A 19863-nucleotide genomic window follows, 5' to 3' on the forward strand; every position below is an offset into this window, starting at 1 on the left:
GCTCCGGACGGCGGTAAACCATCGGTCCTTCATGGCCCGTCGCACAGCAGGAGGAGGCACGCGATGAAGGAGACGGGAAGATCGTCCGCTGTCCGGCACGGGGTTGGCAGCGTGGCGGCCGGGCCGGAGCGGCAAGCAGGCCTGCGGGCGAGCGCCGCCGCCGCCCTGCTCGCGGCCCCCACCCGCTCGGCGACCGGCCGGCCGCGCAAGGACCGCTTTGCCGTCGCCACCATGCTGGCCTTGGCGGAGGTCCGTGGCCTGGCGCCGGTCGACGCCACTGTCCAGCGCCGGCCGGCGGTGCCGGAACCGGCAGCGCATCGTCGGCCGGCCTCTGCGATCCCCTCCCCGGTTCCGGTGGCCGGACTGCAGGCCGCCGGGGAGCCGTCGCCGGTCGAGGCCGCCCGGACAGCCATCCGTGCCGCGCACAGGCAGTTGTCGCCCGATGGCCAGCTGGTGCTGGCCGCCCTGGCGGACAAGATCGAAAGGCAGATGGCGACGGCCGGGAACCAGGTCAAAACCGAGCTGACGCTGTTCGCCGCGTCAACGCTCTTGAAAAAGGAGAGGGCGGAGGGACCGGTGGTGCTGTCCGCCGCCCAGCACCGGGCCATGCGGCCGTCCCAGCCGGCGACGACGGCGCCGCCAGGCCTTGCTCCTGCGCGGCGCCTCCAGCCCGGCGGTCCCCGGCTCAGCTGGTAACCCCCGCCCCCCTGTCCCCCCGCACCGGCCTGCCGCCGGAGCCGCGGGCGCATCCGCCCCCCCTACCGCGACGCTCTCACCGCATGGCACAGGACGAGAAGGTTTGGCGGTTACCCCCGGCGATCCGCGGGCAGGATGCCCGGCTCGAGCCGGGGCCGACAGCGATGGCGCCGCTGTCGGCTTCGGCCAAGGCCCGGCTGGAGCGCATCGCCGCCGGGGTGCCGGAAGCCATGGTCAAGCTCACCGGCCGCTCGCGCGGCGGCGCTGCCGCCCTGCGCGCCCATCTCGCCTACATCACCCGCCAGGGGCGCCTGCCGGCGGAAACCCAGGACGGCGAGCGCCTCGCCGGCCAAGACCGGCTCGAGGCCCTGCTCGAGGACTGGCTGCTGGCCAACGCCGCCCAGGCGCGGGGAGCCGATGGTCCCGCCGCAACCCAAAGCGTGGCTTTCATCTTGTCGATGCCGCCCGGCACGCCCCCTGAACCGGTCGAGGCTGCCGCCCGGGCCTGGGCCCGGGCGGTCTTTGCCGGCCGGCATGATTGGCTGATGGTCCGCCACGACGACACCGGCCATCCCCATGTCCACCTCACCGTGCGGGCGGTGGGCCGTGACGGCCGGCGGCTGGGCCCGGGTCCGGGAGATCTCCAACAATGGCGCGAGCGCTTTGCCGCCGAGCTGCGCCGGTACGGGATCGCGGCGGAAGCCACGCCGCGCCTGGCCCGCGGCCAGATCCGCAAGCCAAGCCCCCTGCCCGCCCGCAAAGCCGAACAGCGCGGGATCACGCCGCATGCGGCCGAGGCCATCCGGCAGGCGGCCGAAGCCGAGGCGGCCGGCCCGGAGGCGCCGGAACCGCCGGCCTGGAGCCGGGCGCTGCAGGAGCGGCACCAGGCCATCCGGCAAGCCTATCTGAGCCACGCCGAAGCCCTGGAGCGCGGTGATGCCGCCGACCGCCGGCTTGCTTGCGACCTCCGCCGCTTCGTCGCCGATCTGCCAATTCCCCTCACCCGCCACCAGGTCCTGGCGGTGGAGCTGCGCATGGTTCGGGCGCGGCTTTCACCGCCCCACCCCGCCATGCCAGCCCCGCCGCCCGGCGGACCGGCGGATGTCAGGCTGCGGGACAGCCCAGCGGTTCCGCTTCCCGACCCGCGGCTGCCCCGGCCGCGCGGGCGCGGCTGAGACCCGGCCCTCCCGTCCGGTCGGGACGTCAGTTGTCGACGCGCGTCCGCCGGCGTCGGGAGCCGGCCTTGCGCGCAAGGGGGCGCGCCTGCGCTCCGGGCGCCGCCGTCGGCCGCTCGGCGTCCGGCAGCCCCCAATAGTCGAAGTTTCCCGTCAGAACGGCGACCACCCGCCGCATCTCGCCCCGCACCTGCGCGGCCGCCCGCTGTGCCGCATCGCCGCAGCTGTCGGTGCCGCCAGGCTGGGCGGCGAGGCGGGTGAGGCCGGCATTGATGGCGCGCAGCTCTGCGAACACCGCGCGCAAGGCCTCGAGCTCGGCCGGGCTCCACTGCGGACGACGGGCCAGATGCACCAGCGCCAGCGAGCGCAGCCAGTTGGCCGGGCTGGTGCCGCGCGCCGTGGCCGCCGCGGCAAGCGCGGCGCGCTCGTCCGCCTTGAAGCGCACCCCGACCTGGGGTCCCGTCCCGGCGCCACGCGGGGCGGCAGGCTCCCGGCCCTCCACCGCCTGGATGATGAGCCGCCGCAGCGCCGCCGAAACGCTGCCGTCGGTTTGCCGGGCCCAGGCGTTGAAGCGCTTGGCGAGAGCGGCGTCCACATACCCGCCGACCATCGTTTGTCCTGGCTTTGCCGGCACCACAGCCCCCCGGTTTGCCTGCTGGAGATGCCCATGATGCGCCCTGCGGCGCGCCTTGCCCAGCCCAGCCCCATGTCCAGCCATGCCCGCAGGAGGTCGCCCGCAACGCCGTGACGGTCCCCGGCATCTGGAATGGCTGCGCCAAGCCGTTGGCCAGGGACAGACGAACCGACCGGCCCGGAGCAAGGCTTGGGTGAGGCCACGCAGCAGCCCCTCGGTCCCTCGCCCGCGGCGACACGCAGTGCCGCGAGCCGGGACAAAACGTCAGTGTTGGACTGATACCCCGGCGCCGGCCTGGGGTGGAGTTCAGCGGCAGACGCTCAAGACCTCCCGCCTGCCCGGCTGACCAAGCGGGCAGGCGGGAACCAGTCCAAGTGGGTGCTTGGCTGAACCGTGCCGGTGTCTCGCGTCCAGCCCCGATGCCCGGCCTGAGCGCGGAGCGGCTTGTTGTTTTCACGTAAGGCAGCGCCGCAATCTGGATGAGGACGTGCGGGACATGGGCGGACCCGCCGGCACGCGAAACGGCTCCGGGACAGCCCGGTGACGAGGCCGTCCCTGGGAGAGGGTTAGCCGGTGACCACCCAGTCGGCCTGGCGCTGGTCCTGGGTGATGCCGCCCAGCACCAGCTCGCCCTCGGCCGAGAAGACGATCACCGCCTTGCCGGCGCCGTCGCTGTGCAGGTCGGAGCCCCGACCGTCGGCCGGCCGCAGCCGGTTGTCCGGCTCGTCCCGGTCGCCCAGGGGGCATTCAAGATCGGCCTGCTCAGGGGCAAGCTCGGCACCGGCCCCGACTTCTTCGAGCCGATGGAAGAAAGCGTGCTCGGGTTGTGGAAGGGGGAGCGGTAACGGCCATCCTGCTCGACACCCACGCCTGGGCCTGGAGCCTGGCTGGGGACGAGCGGCTGTCGGCGGCAGCCGTGACCGTCATCGAAGCGGCGGACACTCCTGCCGGCCTACAATCCTGACCTCGATCCCGTCGAGATGATGTTCGCAAAGCTCAAAACCTTGGTCCGGAAAGCCGAGGAAAGAACGATCGAAGCCGTATGGCGGCGCATCGGAAACCTACGGGAGCACTTCCTACTGGAGCACTTCCTGCCACACGAGTGCGCCGCATACATCAGACATGCAGGGTATGCTTCCACTTAAATCAGACAGACTCTAAAGCGGCAGTCCCCTTCGGCGTCCATGATGGCCGGAGATGGAGCCTTTCGTGGGTCGGTTGGCCGCCCTGCTGGGGGAGCAGGGCGGTTCGGTCGCCGGGTTCGATCCGGGGGTCTGCATCGCGGCCGGTATGATGGCTTGGACGCACCACGATCCGTTCGAGCCGCTGCTGGCGGCCACGGCGATGCATCACAACCTCCCGCTCGTGTCGGCCGATACGGTTTTCGACGGCATCATCACACGAGTGTGGTGATGGCCCTGCCAGCCGGCTCACCGCCGGCGCCGTGACCGTCTTCCCCCCACCGGTGAGGGCCTGGAGCCCTGTTTTCAGCCGTGGATCGCCGCACTGGCGGCGGCTTTCTTACCAAGGCCGCCCCGAAGCCGGTTGACCTTATGTGGTGGTGATCCAACCGGCCTGCACCTGGCTCAGGAGAATCCCACCCAAGGTGACGGCATCCTGGTCGCTGAAGGCGATCACCGCCTCGCCGGCCCCATTGCTGGTCAGCGTGTAGCCGAGCCCGCCCTGCAGGCGCAGGCGGTCGCCCTCGGCGGCGTTGAAGTCGGTGATGAGGTCCTGGCCACTGCCGGCGGCAAAGGCGAACAGGTCGGCCCCGGCCCCGCCGCTCAGCGTGTCGTTGCCGGCGTCGCCCGACAGCCAGTCATCCCCCAGATCACCCGCCAGCCGGTCATCCCCCTGGCCGCCATAGAGCGTATCGGCGTCCTGCCCGCCCTGCAGCGTGTCCGCCCCGGCATTGCCGAACAGCGCATCCCGGCCGGCATTGCCCAACAGGAGATCGTTGCCAAGCTCGCCGAACAGTCGATCATCGCCGCGGTCGCCGGACAGGCGATCGCCGCCGCGCCCGCCATACAGCACGTCGCCGTCGGCACCGCCGTACAGGCTGTCGGCGCCGGCATTGCCGTACAGGCTGTCGGCACCGGCATTGCCGGTCAGGACGTCATCGCCGCCCAAGCCCATGAGACGGTCGGCCGCCGCGCTGCCGTCAAGCCGGTTGCCGGTGTCGTCCGCCGAAGCGCCGCGCCCCCCAGCGTAGCGGACCGAATAGATCGTGCCGCCGATGTCGTCGCCGACCAACAGCGCTCCATCGCCACCGACCGCAACGGTGGTCGGGCGGCCGAACACCGACACCGAGGGCTGCTCACTCAGCACGAAGCCGGTCATGAACGCATCATAACGGTTCGCCGGGACGCCGTTTTCCACATCGACATGGGCGACCATGAAGCCACGCGTCTGCGAGGCGTTCCAGGAGCCGCGCAGGGCCACGAACATGTCCCCCTGGTAGGCGGAGGGAAACTGGCTGCCGGTGTAGAAGGTGAAGCCGACGGGGGTGGAGTGGGCCTCGATCAGCGTGTCGGGCACCCGGGTCTGGGCCACCAGGTCAGGCCGTGGCGGCATGCCTGGCTGGGCGTTCGGCCCGATGTAGGCGTAGGGCCAGCCGTAGAAGCCGCCGGGCTGCACGCGCGTCAGGTAGTCGGGGACGAGGTCGTCCCCCATGCCGTCGCGCTCGACCACGCTGGCATAAAGGGTGGCATTGGCCGGGTTGATCTCCAGCCCCGCCGGATTGCGCAGGCCGCTGGCGAAGGTGCGGGGATTGGCGCCATTGCTGTCGAGTTGCAGGATGGTGGCGCGCGGCGGCGCCTCTTCGGCCAGATTGGCTTCGGAGCCGATGCCCACGTACAGCGACTGCCCGTCCGGGCTGAGGGCCAGCGAATGCAGGCTGTGGCCAGAACTGCCGCCCAACAGGCCGGGCGATGTGAGCGCCGTCGCCGCGCCGCGTGCGGCGGTGTCGCCCAGGGTGTAGGGAAGGCGCCAGACCGCGTTGACGTCGACGACATAAAGGCTGCCGTTGCCGATCGCCATGCCGTGGGGTTGCGTGAAGCCGCCGGCAAAGCTGGTGACGGAGTCGGCCCGGCCGTCACCGTTGACATCGCGCAGGACAAGGATGTCACCCCGGTCCGGGCGCGACAGCAGCACATCGCCGTTGGGCGCCGTTTCGATCCACCGCGCGCGTCCCAGTCCCTCGGCGAAGACCGACACCGCAAACCCCTCCGGCACCTGGGGCAGCGTTCCTGCCGGCCGTGCCGCCCCGCTCGATCCATTGTTGGTCCACACCCCGGATTGCGGCGCGGACAGGCCGGTGGCGCTGACACTGAATTGGTCTCCGGGCTGGGTCACAAAACCTCCCCTTTTCAGCTTATGCGTTGGAAGTTCCAAAAGATATCTGCGAAGTCCTCCGCGGGCTTCTGGACAAGGGTGTTAGGGATTCAGCGGGGGCTTGGCGCATTTACCCTAGCCCTTCCGGAGTTGCTTCCAGACTGTTATCGAAACACCCCCAGTCTCCTCTGAAATGCTGAAGAGCATTCCCGTGCCAAAGCTCCGGGGTGTCAGCCCGGCGGCATGGCGGGGTGGGGGCAACGGACGCTGTTGAGCGCGATCCGGGCATGGCGCTGGCGAGGCCCGGGTCCCTGCCGCCACGCATTTAAAACCTGCTACCGGCGGACATATCCTGCTCCCCCTCCCTTCAGCGCGACGCCCCTTGCACCGTGCAAGACCAGGAAAGGCGCGCATCCTTGACAGGGGGCCGGTGATCCTGACCGCTCACGCCACGGCGATGATCCGCAGCGTGGCGGCCTCCACCTCGCGGGTTTCCGTCTCATAGGCGACCAACGCGGCGCCGGGCTGCCTGGCGCGGCGGTCGACCACCAGGCGGCCGGGCCGGCCATCCGCTGCCGCAACCAGGAAAACTGGGGCCGCCGCCCTCGGCCGTGCACCGTGCGAGCCCGCCGCGCCGCCCTGCCCGTCTGCCGGTGGCGGCTCGAGCACCAGGCTGCCGGAGGGGCGGCCGGTGAGACGGGCGATGATGCGCCGGGCCTCAGTGACGCCGAGATGGGTGTCGTCGGCCGGCAGGGCGGCGACCAGCGCTTCGGGCGTGTGGCACCATTGGCGGTAGAGGTCGTAGAGGGCGCGGATGTCGGCACGGTCGAGGTGGCGGCGCAACGCCGGCGGGAAGCGCTCGACCTGGCGGAAGGCGGCGACCTGATAGTCCTTGAGGGCGCACAGGACGGCGATCTGCGCCACGGTGTGGCCGGCTGCCGTCAGCCGGGCGATGGCGGCGGCGAGCTCGCTGTTGCACAGGCCGACGCGCTGCTGGTTCTCGACCAGTTGGGCGGCGAAGCCGGCGCCATCGCCCGGGCGCAGCAGCGCCGGGATGTCGGTCAGCCCGGCCAGCTTGGCGGCGCGCAGCCGCCGCGCCCCGACCACCAGGCGGTAGCGGCCGGCGACCGGCGGGCGCACGATGACCGGCTGCACCACGCCATGCGCCGTGATCGAGGCGGCGAGCGCGGCGAGGTCGTCGGCATCGAAGGTGCTGCGGGGCTGCCCGGGGTCCTCGTCGATGGCGGCGATGGGCAGGTGCAAGGGCTCGCCCTCGCCGGCGGCCGCCCGCAGGTTGGCAAACGCGGCCGCGGCGATGGCGGCGCCGGTGGTGGCGGGTTTGGCCGGCCCGCTCATGCGGCGAGCTCCATGCGGGCGGCGATGTGATCGAAGACGCCGCGGATTTCCCGGCCGGCCTCGCGGGCGGCACTGCCGGCCAGCGCCCACACCGGCCGGCCTTCGCTGACCGCGCGGGCGTAGAGGTCGCGCTTGGCCAGGATGCCCGGGAACAGCAGCTTGCCGGCCTCGGCGGCGAGGCTTTCGAACAGGAGGCGCTCGCGCCGGCTCTTGCGGTCGAACAGCGAGGGCAGCAGCCCGAGAAAGCAGGGCTCGGGGCGGCGGTAGTGCCGTGCCACCCCCTTGATGGCGCGCAGCAGTTCGGCGACCCCCTGGATGGAATAGTCGTTGATGCCGATGGGCGCCAGCACGGCGTCGGCGGCGAGCAGGGCGCCGAAGCTGCGGTTGCTCAGGGCCGGCGGGGTGTCGATCACGCACACGGCGTAATCGCCGGCCATGGCGGCGAGGCTGTCGCGGAAGGTCTCGATGCAGCCGCGGTCGACGCTCTCGACCCCGAGCAGGGCGCGGGTGGAGCCGGCGACGGTGAGCCGGCCGGTTGCCGGCACGCGGGTGGGTTCGGCGAAGAGGGCGACGCTGTCGACCGCCGCAAGATGGGCGGCCAGCGTGGCCGAGAGGTTGGCCTGCTGGTCGAGGTCGATGACGAGGGTGGGCAGGCGTTCGGCGAAGTACCAGCCGGCATGGACGGCAATGGTCGTCTTGCCGACCCCGCCCTTTTCGTTCATCACGACGAGCGTCTTCATGCGCGCATCCTTGTCCAGGCCGCGGCGAGGGACCGGCCGGGGGGAGCGGTCGACGCCACCAGCGGTGGGCATGCTGCTCCGCAACCCGACCGGGGCACTGTGACGGCGGATGGCGGGCAGCGTCAACAGTTCAAAACAACCGCCAATTTCACTCCATCTTGCAGCCTTTGCACGGTGCAAGGCTTAGCCGGAGGCCCTGCACCGCACAGGGACCCACAACACCTGCCCTTTGGCCATCCGCCCGCTGCCGGGGGAACGGGCGGATGGCGGGGCCGGGGCTTACGGCTGCGGGGCGGGAGCGGGACAGAAGGCGACGTCCTGAGCATCGAGCAGGCGGTGTTCGGCGATGCACCAGACGCGCAGGCCGTGGCGCAGCCCGCAGGCGGCGAGATGGCGCGAGCCGGCATCCTCGCGGTCGGCGATGAGGATCATCCGGCCGCAGCCGGTGCCGGCCACCTGGACCATGGCGTCGTTGCGCTCGAAGCCGGCGGCACGGCCGCGGGCCTGCCAGCGCGGGCTGTGGATGATGCAGGGCACGCCATGCTCCAGTGCCCAGCGGGCGGCCAGCGCCTGCACGCCGCGGCGGTTGCCGGTGCGCAGCACCAGCCGGTCGGGATGCTGGGCCAGCGCGCGCTCCAGCGCCGTGGTCAGGGCGGCCTCGTCGACGTTTTCGCCGCCGAGGACCAGCAGCTGGTAGCCGTCGCGGCGGCGGCTCTCCTCGGCGGCCTGGCGGGCGGCCTGGGCCTCCTGCCAGTGGCAGGCGACGACGCGCGCGGCGGTGACCTGGGGCACCGGCTGGTTGAAGGAGGAGCGGTGGGCATAGACGTCGCCGGTGATGCGGCTGTAGGCGGTGGCGGCGCCGATGGCGGCGGCGCGGGCGAGCTCGCGCACCGCTTCGGTCTGGGAGATCTGGTGCTGGACCCGCTCCAGGCGGCGGCTGGCGACCTCGGAGACCGGCTGACTGCCCTCCTCGTCGAGCAGGTCGCGCAAGGAGCGCGCCAGCCGGTCGATGCGTTGGTCGGTGAACTCGAGCTGGCGGTAAAGGGCGTGGCACAGCGCGCCGAGGATGCCGGCGGCGGGCAGGAGGGCGCGCTCGGGGTCGAAGGCGCCGTCGGCGTCCTGGCCGAAGGCGGCGCCCTGGTCGAGGAAGGGCTGGGCCAGCGCCTGCACCGCCTCTTCGGCCTGGGCGCGCACGTCGTCCTCGCTCCAGGCCTCGTCGCTCGGGGCCAGGGTGGGGCGCAGGGCGGCGGCGATGGCGGCGTTGCTGGCGCGCTGGGCGGCATGGGCCTGGGCGCGGGCGGCGCGGTAGGCGGCGACCGGGTCGCGGGCCGGCTGACCCGGATGCGCGGTGGTGGCGGCGGGCGTGGGGGTGGTATGCATGGGGGGCGCCCCTTTGTGACTTTACGGCTTGAAGGGATGGCCGGGCGCGGGAAGTTGGCGCTTCCCGCGCCCAACCTTTTTCTGGAGTGACGAAGCGTGCTGTGTTGTCTTCGTCGTCCTCACAAGACCTATTCTTCCACAAATATTTGCAAACACAACGGTGCAGAAGATCTAGTGCATAGCCAATATTCTCAGAGAACTGCATTTTCTAAACAGCAGACTCACGCAAGTCACTTGGCAACACCCCCTTTATTTATCTTTCTTCTATTTCTTTTCTTGGCCAAACGCCTCCATTCCCTCGGCCCTCCAATCGCGGCCGACCCCGCAATTCCTCCCACCCGATACTGCACGTCGGCGGGGACCAGCCACCCCGGCCCCTTCATGTCGATGGTGGAACGCGGGTGGGCTTGGCCGGCGCGGTCAAGCCCGCAGCCGCCGGAGGCGGAGGCCCGCAGGGCCTGGCTTGAGGGCGCCGGTCAAGTCCGCCACCATCGTCAGCGAGATGAAGGGACTGGCCCTGCCACACCACAGGGGACCTGCGACCCCGCCTCATCTTCCAGCCGCCGCCAGGTCCGGCCATCGATCAGCCGCGCCACCCGCTCCTGGCGGGCCTGCACCCTGGCCATGCGGTTGGCGCCGCGCACCGGCTCGTGGGTGGCCCAGTGGGTGAGGATGTTGAACAGCGCCCACAGCGTGTCGTCCTCGCGCCCGCCGACCCAGGCGGCGGTGAGCTGGCCGAGCAGGGCATCACCCGCCCCGGGCAGCGCCCGCAGCAGCCGCACCGCCTGGTCGGTGGCGAGCCGCACCCGCGCCCATGCCGCCCAGCGGCCGGTCTCGGCCAGATAGAGCTCGCAGGCCGCCACCATGCCGTGGGCCAGCGCCGCCATGTCGAGGCCGGCGGAATGGCGAGCCCGGGCACAGGCGATGTCGCGGCCGATCACCGCGGTGTTGGCGCACACGAAGCGGTAGCCGCCGCCGCGCCACGACACCGCCAAGCTGCCGTCGTAGCTGTTGAAGCCGACCAGCCGCAGCGCGGTGGCGTCGCCGGGGCGGATCTCCACCTGGTGCGCCGGCAGGATGTACTGGCGGAACAGCCGGCGGCCGTCATGGGTGAGGTCGGTGGCCACCCGCAGGCCGCGGGTGTCGAGCCGGCTCGCCGCCAGCGCGGTGTCAAAGGCGGCACAGGCGGCCTCGTGCGGCACCAGCCGGTAACCGTCGGGCCAGCAATGCAGCAGCTGGCCGGTGTCGGTGCGCACCAGGGCGCGCCAGCCGGGGGCGGCGTTGCCGGCGGCGGTGAGCGGCACCAGGTCGACGGGGAAGAAGCGGGGAGCGTGGTGGTCGGCCGGTACGAAGCCGTGGCGGTCCATCAGGTCGGTGATGTCCATGGAGGCCTCCTTTGCGGGGTGGAATGCCCGGGTCGTCCAGGCATCCCGGTCCCGTATGGTCCTGACTGCCGCTCAGTCGGCGGCCAGCGCCGGAGCATCGGCGGCCGCAGGCGCGCCGGCGTCGGCCCCGGCAACGGCGGTGCCGGGCGGCAGCCAGCGGGCGGCGGCAAGGCGGGCGGCCTGCAGGGTACCGCGGGCGGCCGACACGGTGCCGCCGGTCAGCGCCGGCCAGTCGGCGGTGCCGTCGGCCTGCAGGCAGCGCGCGAGGCGTTCGGCCATCTCGGCCTTGGGGCGGCCGGCCAGGCTTGCCGCGAAGGCCAGGGCGATGGCCTGGGCCACCTCGGCCAGCATCGCCATGGGCAGCCGCTCCAGCAGGACGGCGTCGGGGCGCCAGTCGCCCGCCACCGACACGCCGAGCGCCTGGGCCACCAGCATGGCGAGGCCGGCCTCGCCGTGGCCGAGGCGGCAGTGCCGTGCCACCAGCCAGGCGAACAGCGCGGGCAGAGTGACGGCGGGATCGCCGAGCCGCCGCCACAGCGCCAGCGGATCGGGCACGCCGCCGTCGGGAGGCAGGCCGAGCCGCTGCATCCAAGCGGTTTGGCTCCGCTCCAGCGCCGCCCAGGCCCAGCTGGCCTGGAGGGTGCTACGGCCGGCCGGCAGCCGCGGGTCGCCGCCATAGAGCCGGCAGGGCCCCTGGCCGGGAGCGAACAAGGCGAAGCAGGCCAGCCGCAGGGCCAGGGCCGGGGAGGCAAGCACGGCGGCCTGCAGGCTCGCGGCGCGCACCGCCGCCGACAGGCTGAGCGCGTCCGCCGACCGCTCCGCTGCCGGCAGCTCCTCCCAGGGCGGGATGTCGTCCAGGCAGGGCGCCCCGCCGGCCGGCTTGGCTGGCGGTGGTGCCGCCGGCCGACGGCGCTCCACCCCCTCGATCCAGGTGACGGCCCCGTCGGCGCCGAGCACCGCCAGCACGCCGCAGCGGCGGCGGTCGAGATCGGGGCTTGCGCCGTCGCCCGGGGCGAGCGAGCGGTAGGCGCGCCGCCAGTTCCAGGCGTCGGGACCGTCGCGCAGCTCGACGAAGCCCCAGTCGGCGCGACGGCGCTCCACCTCGGCCTGCAGGGCGGCGCGTTGGCAGGAGAGGAAGAGGGCGGGATCGTCGACCAGCCCGCCGTCGGCCTCGTCGAACAGGTCGCGGGTCAGCGTGCCGCCGGCGGCGAGATAGGCCTCACGGACGCCGGGCAGGGCGTTGGCGGTCGGCAGCCGCGTCCGGCGCAGGATGGCGCGGATGTAGCGGGCGGCATCGGGTGGGGTCTGGTCGAGCACGCGAGCGAGCAGCTCGTCCTGCTGGGCGTGGGACCGGCTGAGGGTCAGCGCCTCGGCCACCGCGGGCGTGATCTCGTCACTGCGCCGGGCGGCCAGCACGCGGGGGCTGAGGGCGGCCAGCGCCAGGCGCTGTCGGATGGTGCGCAGGGGGCGGCCGAAGCGGGTGGCGAGCGCCGCCGGGTCGGCACCCTGCTCGACCAGGCGGGCGACGGCGACGGCCTCGTCGGCGACACAAGGGGCAACGCGCTGGAGGTTCTCGGCGAGGCTGATCTCGCAGGGATCGAGGCTGCCGGCGCGGCGGCACACCGCCGACAGCCGGGCGGTGGCCGGCCATTTGCCCTCGGCGACCAGGGCGCGGGCGGCCAGGGTGCGGCGGGCGCCGGCGATGACGGCGAAGGCGGTGCCATGGCGGGTGACCAGGATCGGCTGCAGCTGGCCATGGACCAGCAGCGAGGCCTTCAGCTCGTCGAGGACGACGGCCGGGCGGGTGGCGCGCATGTTGGTGTCGGCCAGCCGCAGCCGGTCGAGCGGGATCAGGATGGTCTTCATCGGACGGGAACTCCGGGGCTGGCTCGCCGGCCGGCCGTGCCCGGCCGCCCGGCGCATGGGGAGGAGCGGCGCGGACCTTCGTGCTGCCGCGGTCCGGCCACCGCCTGCCTGTCCGGCAGGTCACCCCAACGCCCCCTGCCGTCCTGACTGCCCCTGGCTTCGCGGCGCGTCCACCACCGCGCACAGGCCGGAGCCCGGCATGCAAGCGGCGCAGCCGGCATGGCGGCCTTCCAGCTGCCCCGCTTCCGCAATCGCGCTGGAAGAGGAAGACGTGCGGGTCGCCCGCATTCCTGGCCGCGCGAAGGCACCACCCGTGCTGGGGCGCCGGTCGCCGGCAGGATGGTGCCATGCCGCGGGCTCGGCTGGCACATCGGCCCCAGTCCGGAAGGCAAGGCTGAGCGATGGGAACCCGATGGGGACCGCCTTGGTGGCGGCGCTCGGGCGGACGCCTGGCAAGGCGGCCTGAGCGACATCGCCGGACGGCTGTCGCACGGGTGCGGGCCGGGCCAGCCAAAACAGCAACTCAAACACCCTGTTGGCTTGTTGGGTTTGTGGATGATTGCCCGCCTGGCCGGTTGACCGTCGGCCCGTTCTCCGCTCGGCACTTGGTAAGCCCCGGCTTTGCCAGGATTGACCCTTTGGCTGCATACCCATCCGGGCGAGTACCCATTTGCCCGGATGGGCTCTTGCCATTCGGCCTCCACCACCGCCGCTCGAAACAGCGCCGGGGCACCGGTCGGTTGGCGCTGCCGGCCTGGCGCGCCCCCCCCCGCACCCGGGCGATTTGGCCAGCACCGGCGCCACCCCCCGGTGCCGTAGCGGATCGGCCAGCGCCTCGTCGGGGCGGTCGCGTGTCGGGTCCAACCTGGAGTGGGCTCCAACCGCCCCGGCCGCCCGCCTGGATCATGGCCGGAGGTGTGAGGCCGCATGCCCGCACCGCCGGCCCGCCTGCAGCCCGTCCGGTCCTGGCATCGCCGGTGCTGACCTGCGCATCAGCGGCCGGGGCTCTGGATCACCTTGATGTCCAGCCCGGACCCGCTCTGCTGGATCCGCAATCCCTGTCCTCCGTTGCGGATTTGGCTGTCGAAGCTGTTGTTGTTGCCGTTCTGGGTGACGGACAGGGTGCTGGCTCCCTCCTGGACGGTGGTGATCTCGTTCCGTGCGCCATCCTGGCTGTGCTCGGCCTGGTTGTTCGAGCCCCGTTGAATGGTCGAGGAGGTGTTTGCGCTGCCCCGCTGGGTCACGCTGGACCGGTTCCCTGAGCCCGACTGCCTGACGCTTGCCTGATTGGCGGCGCCATCCTGGAACAGGCTGGCGCCGTTGCCCGCCCCGGCCTGGGCGACCGCGGCGGCGTTGGTTCCGCTCTGGTCGGTCGACGCCCTGTGATATTGGCCGGTTTGCATGATGCTTGCCTGGTTGGCACCGGCCTGGACTTGCTCGGCCCAGTGCCCGGCCCCCAGTTGCCGGATGCTGGCGAGATTCCCCCCGGACTGGACCTGCCGGGCCCAGTTTCCCTCTCCGACCTGGTCGATGTAGGCGATGCTGCTGGCGGCGGCGGACGACGCCGCGAGCCCGACGAGCAGGGCCATGGCAGGCCAGGCTGTGGCAGACCGGGATGTGGCAGGATTGCGCATGGGTTTGCGTCTCCAAGGAGGCGGCGGCGGGAGGCTCCCGCCGCCGGAACGCCCAGCGTTGTCGCTCAGCGCTGGATTTGGGTGCTGTGGTTGCCGGTGCCGGCCTGCGAGGCCACCAGCGTGTTGTTGTTGCCGCTCTGCGACTGGAACGAGCGGTTGCCGTTGCCGTTCTGGTACAGCGAGGCGGTGTTCTCGTCGCCGAACTGGGTCTGCACCCCCCAGTTGCCGGCGCTGCCGCCGTCATACTGCCGGGACGAGGCGGTGTTGCCGGTGCCGGCCTGGAGCTGGAGCATCTGGTTGTTGCGGCCCTCCTGGAGCGCCGACACGGTGTTGCCGGCACCGGCCTGGCCCTGGGTGGCACTGTTGAAGGCCCCCGTCTGGGTGATCGTGGCGACCTCGTTCACGCCGGTCTGGCCCTGGGTCGCAGCATTGTGCAGACCATCCTGGTAGATGCGGGCGTTGAGCTGGCGACCGGACTGGGTCTGGCCGGCCAGGTTGCCGGAGCCGATCTGGTCGACATAGGCGGCACTGTCGCCGGACAGGAGCTGGAGCTGGGTCGAGCCGTTACCGGCACCGGCCTGGCGGCTCTCCATGCGGTTGTCATGCCCGGCGACTTGGGTCTGCCCGATGCTGTTGTCGCTGCCCGACTGGGTCGCCCAGGCCCGGTTGTAGGTTCCGCCGCTCTGGCTCTGCGTCACGGCATTGCCGCCGGTCCCCACCTGCGTGGAGGTGAGCTCATTGCGCTCGCCGCGGCTCTGCGTCTGCGAGGAGCTGTTGCCGGTGTTGTCCTGGGTGCTGTAGGCCCGGTTCGACGCGCCGGCGCTCTGCAGCGTCATCGCGCTGTTGGACGTCCCGCGCTGGACGGTACTGGTCAGGTTGTGGGATCCCCCCTCCTGGGTCTGGCTGTTGGTGTTGGAGAGGCCGGCCTGGTCGATGTAGGCCGCATTGTGCGCCGACTGCGCCGAGGCCGCGGACGCGGCGAGGGCGAGCGCGAGGGCGGCGACGGACGAGAGCAGAATGGTCTTCATGGTGTGTGGTTCCCTGAACTTATTGGGGTGCGGCTTCTAAAAGAGCCAAACGAATCGCTTTTTGCGGAAAAGGCCTGTGGATCGACGGGGCACGCTGCTCGTGCGTACCGGCCGACCCGCCCTCAGCGGGCGGCGGGAGGGGGGACGGGGACCGGAGGCAGATCGTTGCGGGAGGGGGTGGGCGGCAGGACATAGGTGGGGCCGCCGGACTGTGCCTGCGGCGAGCCGACCGGCGGCACCATGCTGCGTTCCCCGTTGCCGCCGGTTGGCGTGCGGCTCGCCGGCGGCGGCAGGATGACGGGTTGCGGTTCGGCCTGCATGTCCTCAGCCCTCGCCTGGATGCGGGTGCGTTCGAGGATGCCGTCGCGTTCCTGGATGTAATGGTCGAGAAAAGGCTGCGCCTCGGGGCCGCGGAACTGCCAGTAGCCGTCGAGGGCACCCTCCATGATGAGGGTGAAGACCGCCTTCTCGATCGCCTGCTTCACCGCCAACTGGACCGGCTCGTTGGTGGTGATGCCGCCCTCGATTTCCAGCAGCTTGTTGAAGCCGATGTAACGGAAGGCGTCACCGTGCAGAAGGACGGAGTAGATGGTCTTGGTGGTGTTGACGCTCTTGAGGACCTCGCCGGTCTGCACCGACACCGCGCGCAGATAGACGGTGACGGTGTCGCGGCGGTACTGGGTGTCGCCGCCGACACCGAGGAAGCGGGCGCCGAAGCCGCCGGTGAGCGTGTTGCTGTCGTACCCGATGATCCCGCCTTCGAGCAGAAGGCCGGCGTAGGTGAGCGGCGGCAGGGTTTGCGGGCCGCCGCCATAGCTCTCGCGCATGGCGCGGATGATCTGGCGTTCCTGCAGCAAAGCCGGCAGGCCCCGGCGCTCGGCGACCTTGAACCAGGACTTGCGACCGGCCCGCTCCAGCGCATTGACCAGGATGGTGGCGCCGCCTTGCGTGACGGCGCGGCTGTATTCGGAAAAAGTCTCGTTCGGTTTGTTCTGCCCGGTCTGGTCTTCGAAATTGTAGACCGCGACCGTCAGCTGGCGCGCCGGCGGCGGAAGCGCCATCAGGTCGTCCAGCATGTCGGTTTTCGGCTCGAGCCGCGGCGCTTCGGAGAAGGCCGTTTCCGGGCGGGTGGCCGAGCAGGCGGCCAAGGCAAGCGCGCAGGCGCCGGCCAGCAGGAGGGAGCTGATCCGCATGATTTCTGTCCGCATGGAAAACCCGGGCAAGCGGGCGCCTTGGCTCCGGCCGCGAGGATGGAACCGGACCGCAGAGCGGGCGATGACCGGATGGTTGGGACCGGATGATTGGGGCTCAGTAGCCCGGCGTCGGGATTTGGATGACCGTCTGGCCTCCCGAAGAGGCATCGCTGATCGTCACCGAGGTCGCTCCACCGCCCTTGGTGAAATCGACCGTCGTGCTGCCGATGACGAAATGGCCGGAGTCCCGGGCGTTCTCCCCATAGATCTGATCGGCGATCTGCGAGGAGATCCGGCTGAGCAGGCTGCTCTGGATGACCCGTTCGAACTCCTTGGACGGGTCCTGCTGCGTGAGAAGGCCGCTGTTGCTGCTGGGCTTCTCGAACTTGTTGTTGGCGTTGGCGATCCCAAGGAGATGATCGCTGTAGAAGGGATTGCCGCCGAAAGAGGGGTTTGTCGGCGTGTAGACCAGTTCACCGGCGCAAGCGGGCAATGCTGTCCAGAATAGCGGCGGAAGCACGAGAAGAGACAAGAAAACTATAGAGAGGCGGTGCTGTTGCATTCCTTTTGCCTCCGTCTGGCGCGTTGGCCATCAGATTTTTTCACCCAGAAGAAATATTCGGAGGAAACCAACCCTCCACTTTCCTTATCGCGCTTGGCATCAACGAAGCAGACGCTATTCCTACAATCTCTGAAATAAAACTCGGAAAACGGATAAAATCATTTCTAACTAGATTGAGGTACCAGCGTGCGCCGGCTTAACCCCAACAGGGTCCGCACAAATCCGAAGCAAATCCCACGTGTTTTTTCCGTATCGCAAGCAGAGTCCGTGCGCCAGAAGGCACAGCACCATGATGGCCGGTTCGGCGCAGTCAGCAGTGAGAAGCACAAGACCAACAAACCCTTTGCCCTCTTGGCCTCTTGCCCAAAAGGCTTTCTGACCAAAGAGCCCTGCCTGCCGGCCAATCAGGGCGGACCACTCCCTGCCACTCGGATCGGCGCAGACCTGCAGCACGAGTGACTGCCCCCTTGTACCTGCGCCGCGGTGGCTTGGCATCGCTCCTGGCAGTCGTCAGGTCCCGCTGATATGCGTATCCGCTTCAGATCACCGAGCACGAAGACCTGACAGCCAACAGCCCAAGTTCCCTCTTGGCTATAAATCCTCATGGGTAGCTGGCTTGCGGTCCGCGCCCTTCGGGTGGAGGTCCGCTCCAACGAGTCTTTTAAAGACAGCATCGTTGCGCAGGTCGAAGCCCGAGGAGGCATCGGAATGCGCGTCATCCTCTGGAGAAGCCGAAGGATTACCAACCTCCGCCACGTTGCCGAGCGGAGCAGTACGAGCGCGCGCACTGTCGGCACGGCCAAACGGGAAATCGCATGAATGTCTGTAGCGCAGGCCAGCCGCCGGCCAGTGAACCGCCCCGGGTTTGTCGGAGGCCATTTGTGTTGAGTCACGCCGCGATGGCGACGTCCTCGGTTTGGGCATAGTAGCGCGCTTTGTCCTCGGCGGGAGGAATGTTGCCGATGGGTTCGAGGAGGCGCCGGTGGTTGAACCAGTCGACCCATTCCAGCGTGGCGAACTCGACAGCCTCCAAGGTGCGCCAGGGCCCGCGGCGTCGGATCACCTCGGTCTTGTAGAGACCGTTGATGGTCTCGGCCAACGCGTTATCGTAGGAATCGCCGACGCTGCCCACGGAGGGCTCGACCCCAGCTTCGGTGAGACGCTCGGTGTAGCGGATCGCAACGATTGCGATCCCCTCTCGGAGTGATGGATGAGGCCGCTGCCCTTGGCCGGTCGGCGGTAGTGAAGTGCCTGTTCGAGCGCATCCAGAACGAAGCCGACGTGGGCTGTGCTGGACACCCGCCAGCCCACGATGCGGCGCGAAGGCGTCGATGACGAAGGCCACGTAGACGAAGCCCTGCTATGTCGATACGTGCGTAAAATCGGCCAACCACAAGGCGTTTGGACGCGGCGCCTGGAACTGCCGGTTCACCCGGCCAGCGGGGCATGATGCCGCCCGTTCGCTGATCGTGGTGCGGACCGTCTTGCCCCCGTGTCGCCCCCTTCAGACCCATGTGTTTCATCAGCCGGGCAACCGTACAGCGCGCCACATCGATACCTTCCCGCCGCAACTGCCGCCAGACTTTACGCACCCCATAAACCTGGAAGTTCGCGTCCCAGACCCGCCGGATAGCCCCACTCAGCTCCGCGCGTCGCTTCGCGAGCGGGCTGGCGCCTTGGACGGATCGGCCCACCGGGCGGCATGGGCGTGGTAAGTCGACGGGGCGATCGGCAGCACTCGGCAGATCGGCTCGCTCCCGTAAACGACGCAGTGCGCGTCGATGAAGGCGATCATTTCTTGAATGGGCGGTCGAGCTCCGCCTGGGCGAAATACGCCGACGCCTTGCGTAGGATCTCGTTCGCTTGGCGCAGCTCCCGCACCTCACGCTCCAGTGCCTTGATCCGTTCCTGCTCGTCCGTTGTCGGACCTGGCCGCTTGCCCTGGTCACGCTCGGCCTGCCGGACCCAGTTTCGTAGCGTCTCGGGATTGAAGCCGATCTTTGCCGCGATCGAGCTGATCGCCGCCCACTGCGAGGCATGCTCGCCTTCGTGCTCGAACACCATCCGAACCGCGCGCTCGCGCACTTCAGGAGCGTATTTGGGTGATGCCTGCTTCGTCATAATCGCCCCACTCTCTCAGAAGATGGGGCCTCCGGGAAACCCGGGGCGGTTCAGTCTGGGGGCGCTGCGTTACCAGGTGCTTGACGCGCGTGGCACCTATGCCCCTTTCCAAGATGGCGCGGTTGCGGCCGCTATGCTGCGGGAGCATGCCCAATGAAGGTCGTTATGGCTTTGCGGGCGATGACCGATCCAGGCGGGTTGCAAAGCTTCGTCTTGAGGTTGCTGACCATCTGCCGGCATTGGGGCATGAGGTTGCCATCTTCACCGCAGCCGTGGGAATAACCGCTGAGTTTGCCCGCGAACAGGGCCTCCGGGTTGTGACCGCCCCAGCCGATCTGCCGCCCGAGGCTGATGCGACGATCGCGTTCGACCGAGTGTTGGCGGTCGACATGGCAGCCCACTATCCCCGCGCCAGACGCTTGTTCGGCATGCACAACACCGACGAATTCTGGCTCCCGCCAACCGAGCCCGGCATCGTCGCCGCCACCCTAGCACTACTTTGGCAGTTCCGGCGTGATGGCACGAGATGATGGCTGTTGTGCAGCCCAAGGGGTGAGCTGCGCTGGAGGCAATCATGCTGGAGGTTCGGACATGGGAAGGCGAGTTGGATGCTTGGCTGGAGCCGTTTCTGGACGCTCTCGGTCACAAGGCTCGACGCCGCTGGTCTCCGGTGTACATCCGCGGTCTGTGCGGCCGCACGGAACGCAAGAGCGTTCAGCCGATCGCCGCTGAGTTGACGCCCGGCGACTACGACCAGCTA

Annotated in this window: 17 protein-coding genes, 1 pseudogene and 1 other annotated feature; of the genes and pseudogenes, 6 read left to right on the forward strand and 12 right to left on the reverse strand. The window is 70.1% G+C overall.

Annotated features, from left to right (window positions below; genetic code table 11):
* Positions 1–63 precede the first annotated feature (63 nt).
* Positions 64–696, forward strand: a complete 633-nt coding sequence (locus J2850_RS18040) for a hypothetical protein (protein WP_209984148.1) — start codon at positions 64–66, stop codon at positions 694–696.
* Between the two features lie 164 nt (positions 697–860).
* The gene (locus J2850_RS18045; RefSeq protein ID WP_209984151.1) at positions 861–1871 is read left to right on the forward strand and encodes a relaxase/mobilization nuclease domain-containing protein; all 1011 of its coding nucleotides are present in this window, start codon (positions 861–863) and stop codon (positions 1869–1871) included.
* A 28-nt stretch (positions 1872–1899) separates the two neighbouring features.
* On the opposite strand, the gene J2850_RS18050 is transcribed toward J2850_RS18045, so the two are convergent.
* Positions 1900–2481, reverse strand: a complete 582-nt coding sequence (locus J2850_RS18050; protein ID WP_209984155.1) for a hypothetical protein — start codon at positions 2479–2481, stop codon at positions 1900–1902.
* Between the two features lie 698 nt (positions 2482–3179).
* On the opposite strand from J2850_RS18050, the gene J2850_RS18055 reads away from it, so the two are divergent.
* Together J2850_RS18055 and J2850_RS18060 are read left to right on the forward strand one after the other, a co-directional pair.
* Positions 3180–3350 (forward strand): hypothetical protein, encoded by a 171-nt coding sequence (locus tag J2850_RS18055; protein WP_209984160.1) that lies wholly within the window; start codon positions 3180–3182, stop codon positions 3348–3350.
* A 364-nt stretch (positions 3351–3714) separates the two neighbouring features.
* On the forward strand, positions 3715–3918 hold the full coding sequence (locus J2850_RS18060; RefSeq protein WP_209984162.1) for a PIN domain-containing protein: 204 nt from the start codon (positions 3715–3717) through the stop codon (positions 3916–3918).
* Between the two features lie 138 nt (positions 3919–4056).
* Here J2850_RS18060 and J2850_RS18065 read toward each other — a convergent pair whose 3' ends face one another.
* The 11 genes and pseudogenes from J2850_RS18065 to J2850_RS18115 all read right to left on the reverse strand — a co-directional run bounded on the left by J2850_RS18065 (position 4057) and on the right by J2850_RS18115 (position 19103).
* On the reverse strand, positions 4057–5859 hold the full coding sequence (locus J2850_RS18065) for a PQQ-dependent sugar dehydrogenase (protein ID WP_209984164.1): 1803 nt from the start codon (positions 5857–5859) through the stop codon (positions 4057–4059).
* A 423-nt stretch (positions 5860–6282) separates the two neighbouring features.
* Positions 6283–7194, reverse strand: a complete 912-nt coding sequence (locus J2850_RS18070; protein ID WP_209984167.1) for a ParB/RepB/Spo0J family partition protein — start codon at positions 7192–7194, stop codon at positions 6283–6285.
* Entirely contained in the window at positions 7191–7934 is a 744-nt protein-coding gene (locus J2850_RS18075) for a ParA family protein (protein ID WP_209984172.1), read from the reverse strand. The genes J2850_RS18070 and J2850_RS18075 overlap by 4 nt, the downstream gene beginning before the upstream one ends.
* A 279-nt stretch (positions 7935–8213) precedes the next feature.
* A complete protein-coding gene (locus J2850_RS18080; RefSeq protein WP_209984175.1) occupies positions 8214–9314 on the reverse strand; it encodes an SLOG family protein in 1101 nt (366 codons plus the stop codon).
* A gap of 494 nt (positions 9315–9808) precedes the next feature.
* Positions 9809–10699 (reverse strand): DUF932 domain-containing protein, encoded by an 891-nt coding sequence (locus J2850_RS18085; protein WP_209984179.1) that lies wholly within the window; start codon positions 10697–10699, stop codon positions 9809–9811.
* Between the two features lie 72 nt (positions 10700–10771).
* Complete coding sequence (locus tag J2850_RS18090; RefSeq protein WP_209984181.1) at positions 10772–12565, reverse strand: ParB/RepB/Spo0J family partition protein; 1794 nt, start codon at positions 12563–12565, stop codon at positions 10772–10774.
* Between the two features lie 992 nt (positions 12566–13557).
* Entirely contained in the window at positions 13558–14154 is a 597-nt protein-coding gene (locus J2850_RS18095; RefSeq protein ID WP_209984183.1) for a hypothetical protein, read from the reverse strand.
* Between the two features lie 110 nt (positions 14155–14264).
* Positions 14265–15227, reverse strand: a complete 963-nt coding sequence (locus tag J2850_RS18100) for a hypothetical protein (protein ID WP_209984186.1) — start codon at positions 15225–15227, stop codon at positions 14265–14267.
* Positions 15228–15349: 122 nt separating this feature from the next.
* Positions 15350–16420 (reverse strand): CsgG/HfaB family protein, encoded by a 1071-nt coding sequence (locus tag J2850_RS18105; protein WP_209984189.1) that lies wholly within the window; start codon positions 16418–16420, stop codon positions 15350–15352.
* 115 nt (positions 16421–16535) lie between these two features.
* Positions 16536–16982: a curli assembly protein CsgF gene (locus J2850_RS18110; protein ID WP_209984192.1), complete on the reverse strand. Its 447-nt coding sequence runs from the start codon at positions 16980–16982 to the stop codon at positions 16536–16538.
* A gap of 889 nt (positions 16983–17871) precedes the next feature.
* Positions 17872–19103, reverse strand: a pseudogene (locus J2850_RS18115) (IS3 family transposase).
* Positions 18703–18819: a sequence feature (AL1L pseudoknot), on the reverse strand. Its footprint overlaps the pseudogene before it by 117 nt.
* 146 nt (positions 19104–19249) lie before the next feature.
* Between J2850_RS18115 and J2850_RS18120 the strand changes: the two are divergent.
* On the forward strand, positions 19250–19633 hold the full coding sequence (locus J2850_RS18120; RefSeq protein WP_209984195.1) for a hypothetical protein: 384 nt from the start codon (positions 19250–19252) through the stop codon (positions 19631–19633).
* Between the two features lie 44 nt (positions 19634–19677).
* Positions 19678–19863: transposase (locus tag J2850_RS18125; RefSeq protein ID WP_209984199.1), on the forward strand; the 186-nt coding region annotated here is incomplete at its 3' end.

Source organism: Azospirillum picis (genome assembly GCF_017876115.1).
Classification (GTDB): Bacteria; Pseudomonadota; Alphaproteobacteria; order Azospirillales; family Azospirillaceae; genus Azospirillum; species Azospirillum picis.

What these genes read in the sequence shown, in the direction of transcription:
- J2850_RS18120 (WP_209984195.1), top strand. Translation starts at nt 19,250, where the DNA reads ATGCCCAATGAAGGTCGTTATGGCTTTGCGGGCGATGACCGATCCAGG.
- J2850_RS18080 (WP_209984175.1), bottom strand. Translation starts at nt 9,314, where the DNA reads ATGCATACCACCCCCACGCCCGCCGCCACCACCGCGCATCCGGGTCAG.
- J2850_RS18100 (WP_209984186.1), bottom strand. Translation starts at nt 15,227, where the DNA reads ATGAAGACCATTCTGCTCTCGTCCGTCGCCGCCCTCGCGCTCGCCCTC.
- J2850_RS18040 (WP_209984148.1), top strand. Translation starts at nt 64, where the DNA reads ATGAAGGAGACGGGAAGATCGTCCGCTGTCCGGCACGGGGTTGGCAGC.
- J2850_RS18095 (WP_209984183.1), bottom strand. Translation starts at nt 14,154, where the DNA reads ATGGCCCTGCTCGTCGGGCTCGCGGCGTCGTCCGCCGCCGCCAGCAGC.
- J2850_RS18045 (WP_209984151.1), top strand. Translation starts at nt 861, where the DNA reads ATGGCGCCGCTGTCGGCTTCGGCCAAGGCCCGGCTGGAGCGCATCGCC.
- J2850_RS18075 (WP_209984172.1), bottom strand. Translation starts at nt 7,934, where the DNA reads ATGAAGACGCTCGTCGTGATGAACGAAAAGGGCGGGGTCGGCAAGACG.
- J2850_RS18070 (WP_209984167.1), bottom strand. Translation starts at nt 7,194, where the DNA reads ATGAGCGGGCCGGCCAAACCCGCCACCACCGGCGCCGCCATCGCCGCG.
- J2850_RS18105 (WP_209984189.1), bottom strand. Translation starts at nt 16,420, where the DNA reads ATGCGGATCAGCTCCCTCCTGCTGGCCGGCGCCTGCGCGCTTGCCTTG.
- J2850_RS18050 (WP_209984155.1), bottom strand. Translation starts at nt 2,481, where the DNA reads ATGGTCGGCGGGTATGTGGACGCCGCTCTCGCCAAGCGCTTCAACGCC.
- J2850_RS18110 (WP_209984192.1), bottom strand. Translation starts at nt 16,982, where the DNA reads ATGCAACAGCACCGCCTCTCTATAGTTTTCTTGTCTCTTCTCGTGCTT.
- J2850_RS18085 (WP_209984179.1), bottom strand. Translation starts at nt 10,699, where the DNA reads ATGGACATCACCGACCTGATGGACCGCCACGGCTTCGTACCGGCCGAC.
- J2850_RS18090 (WP_209984181.1), bottom strand. Translation starts at nt 12,565, where the DNA reads ATGAAGACCATCCTGATCCCGCTCGACCGGCTGCGGCTGGCCGACACC.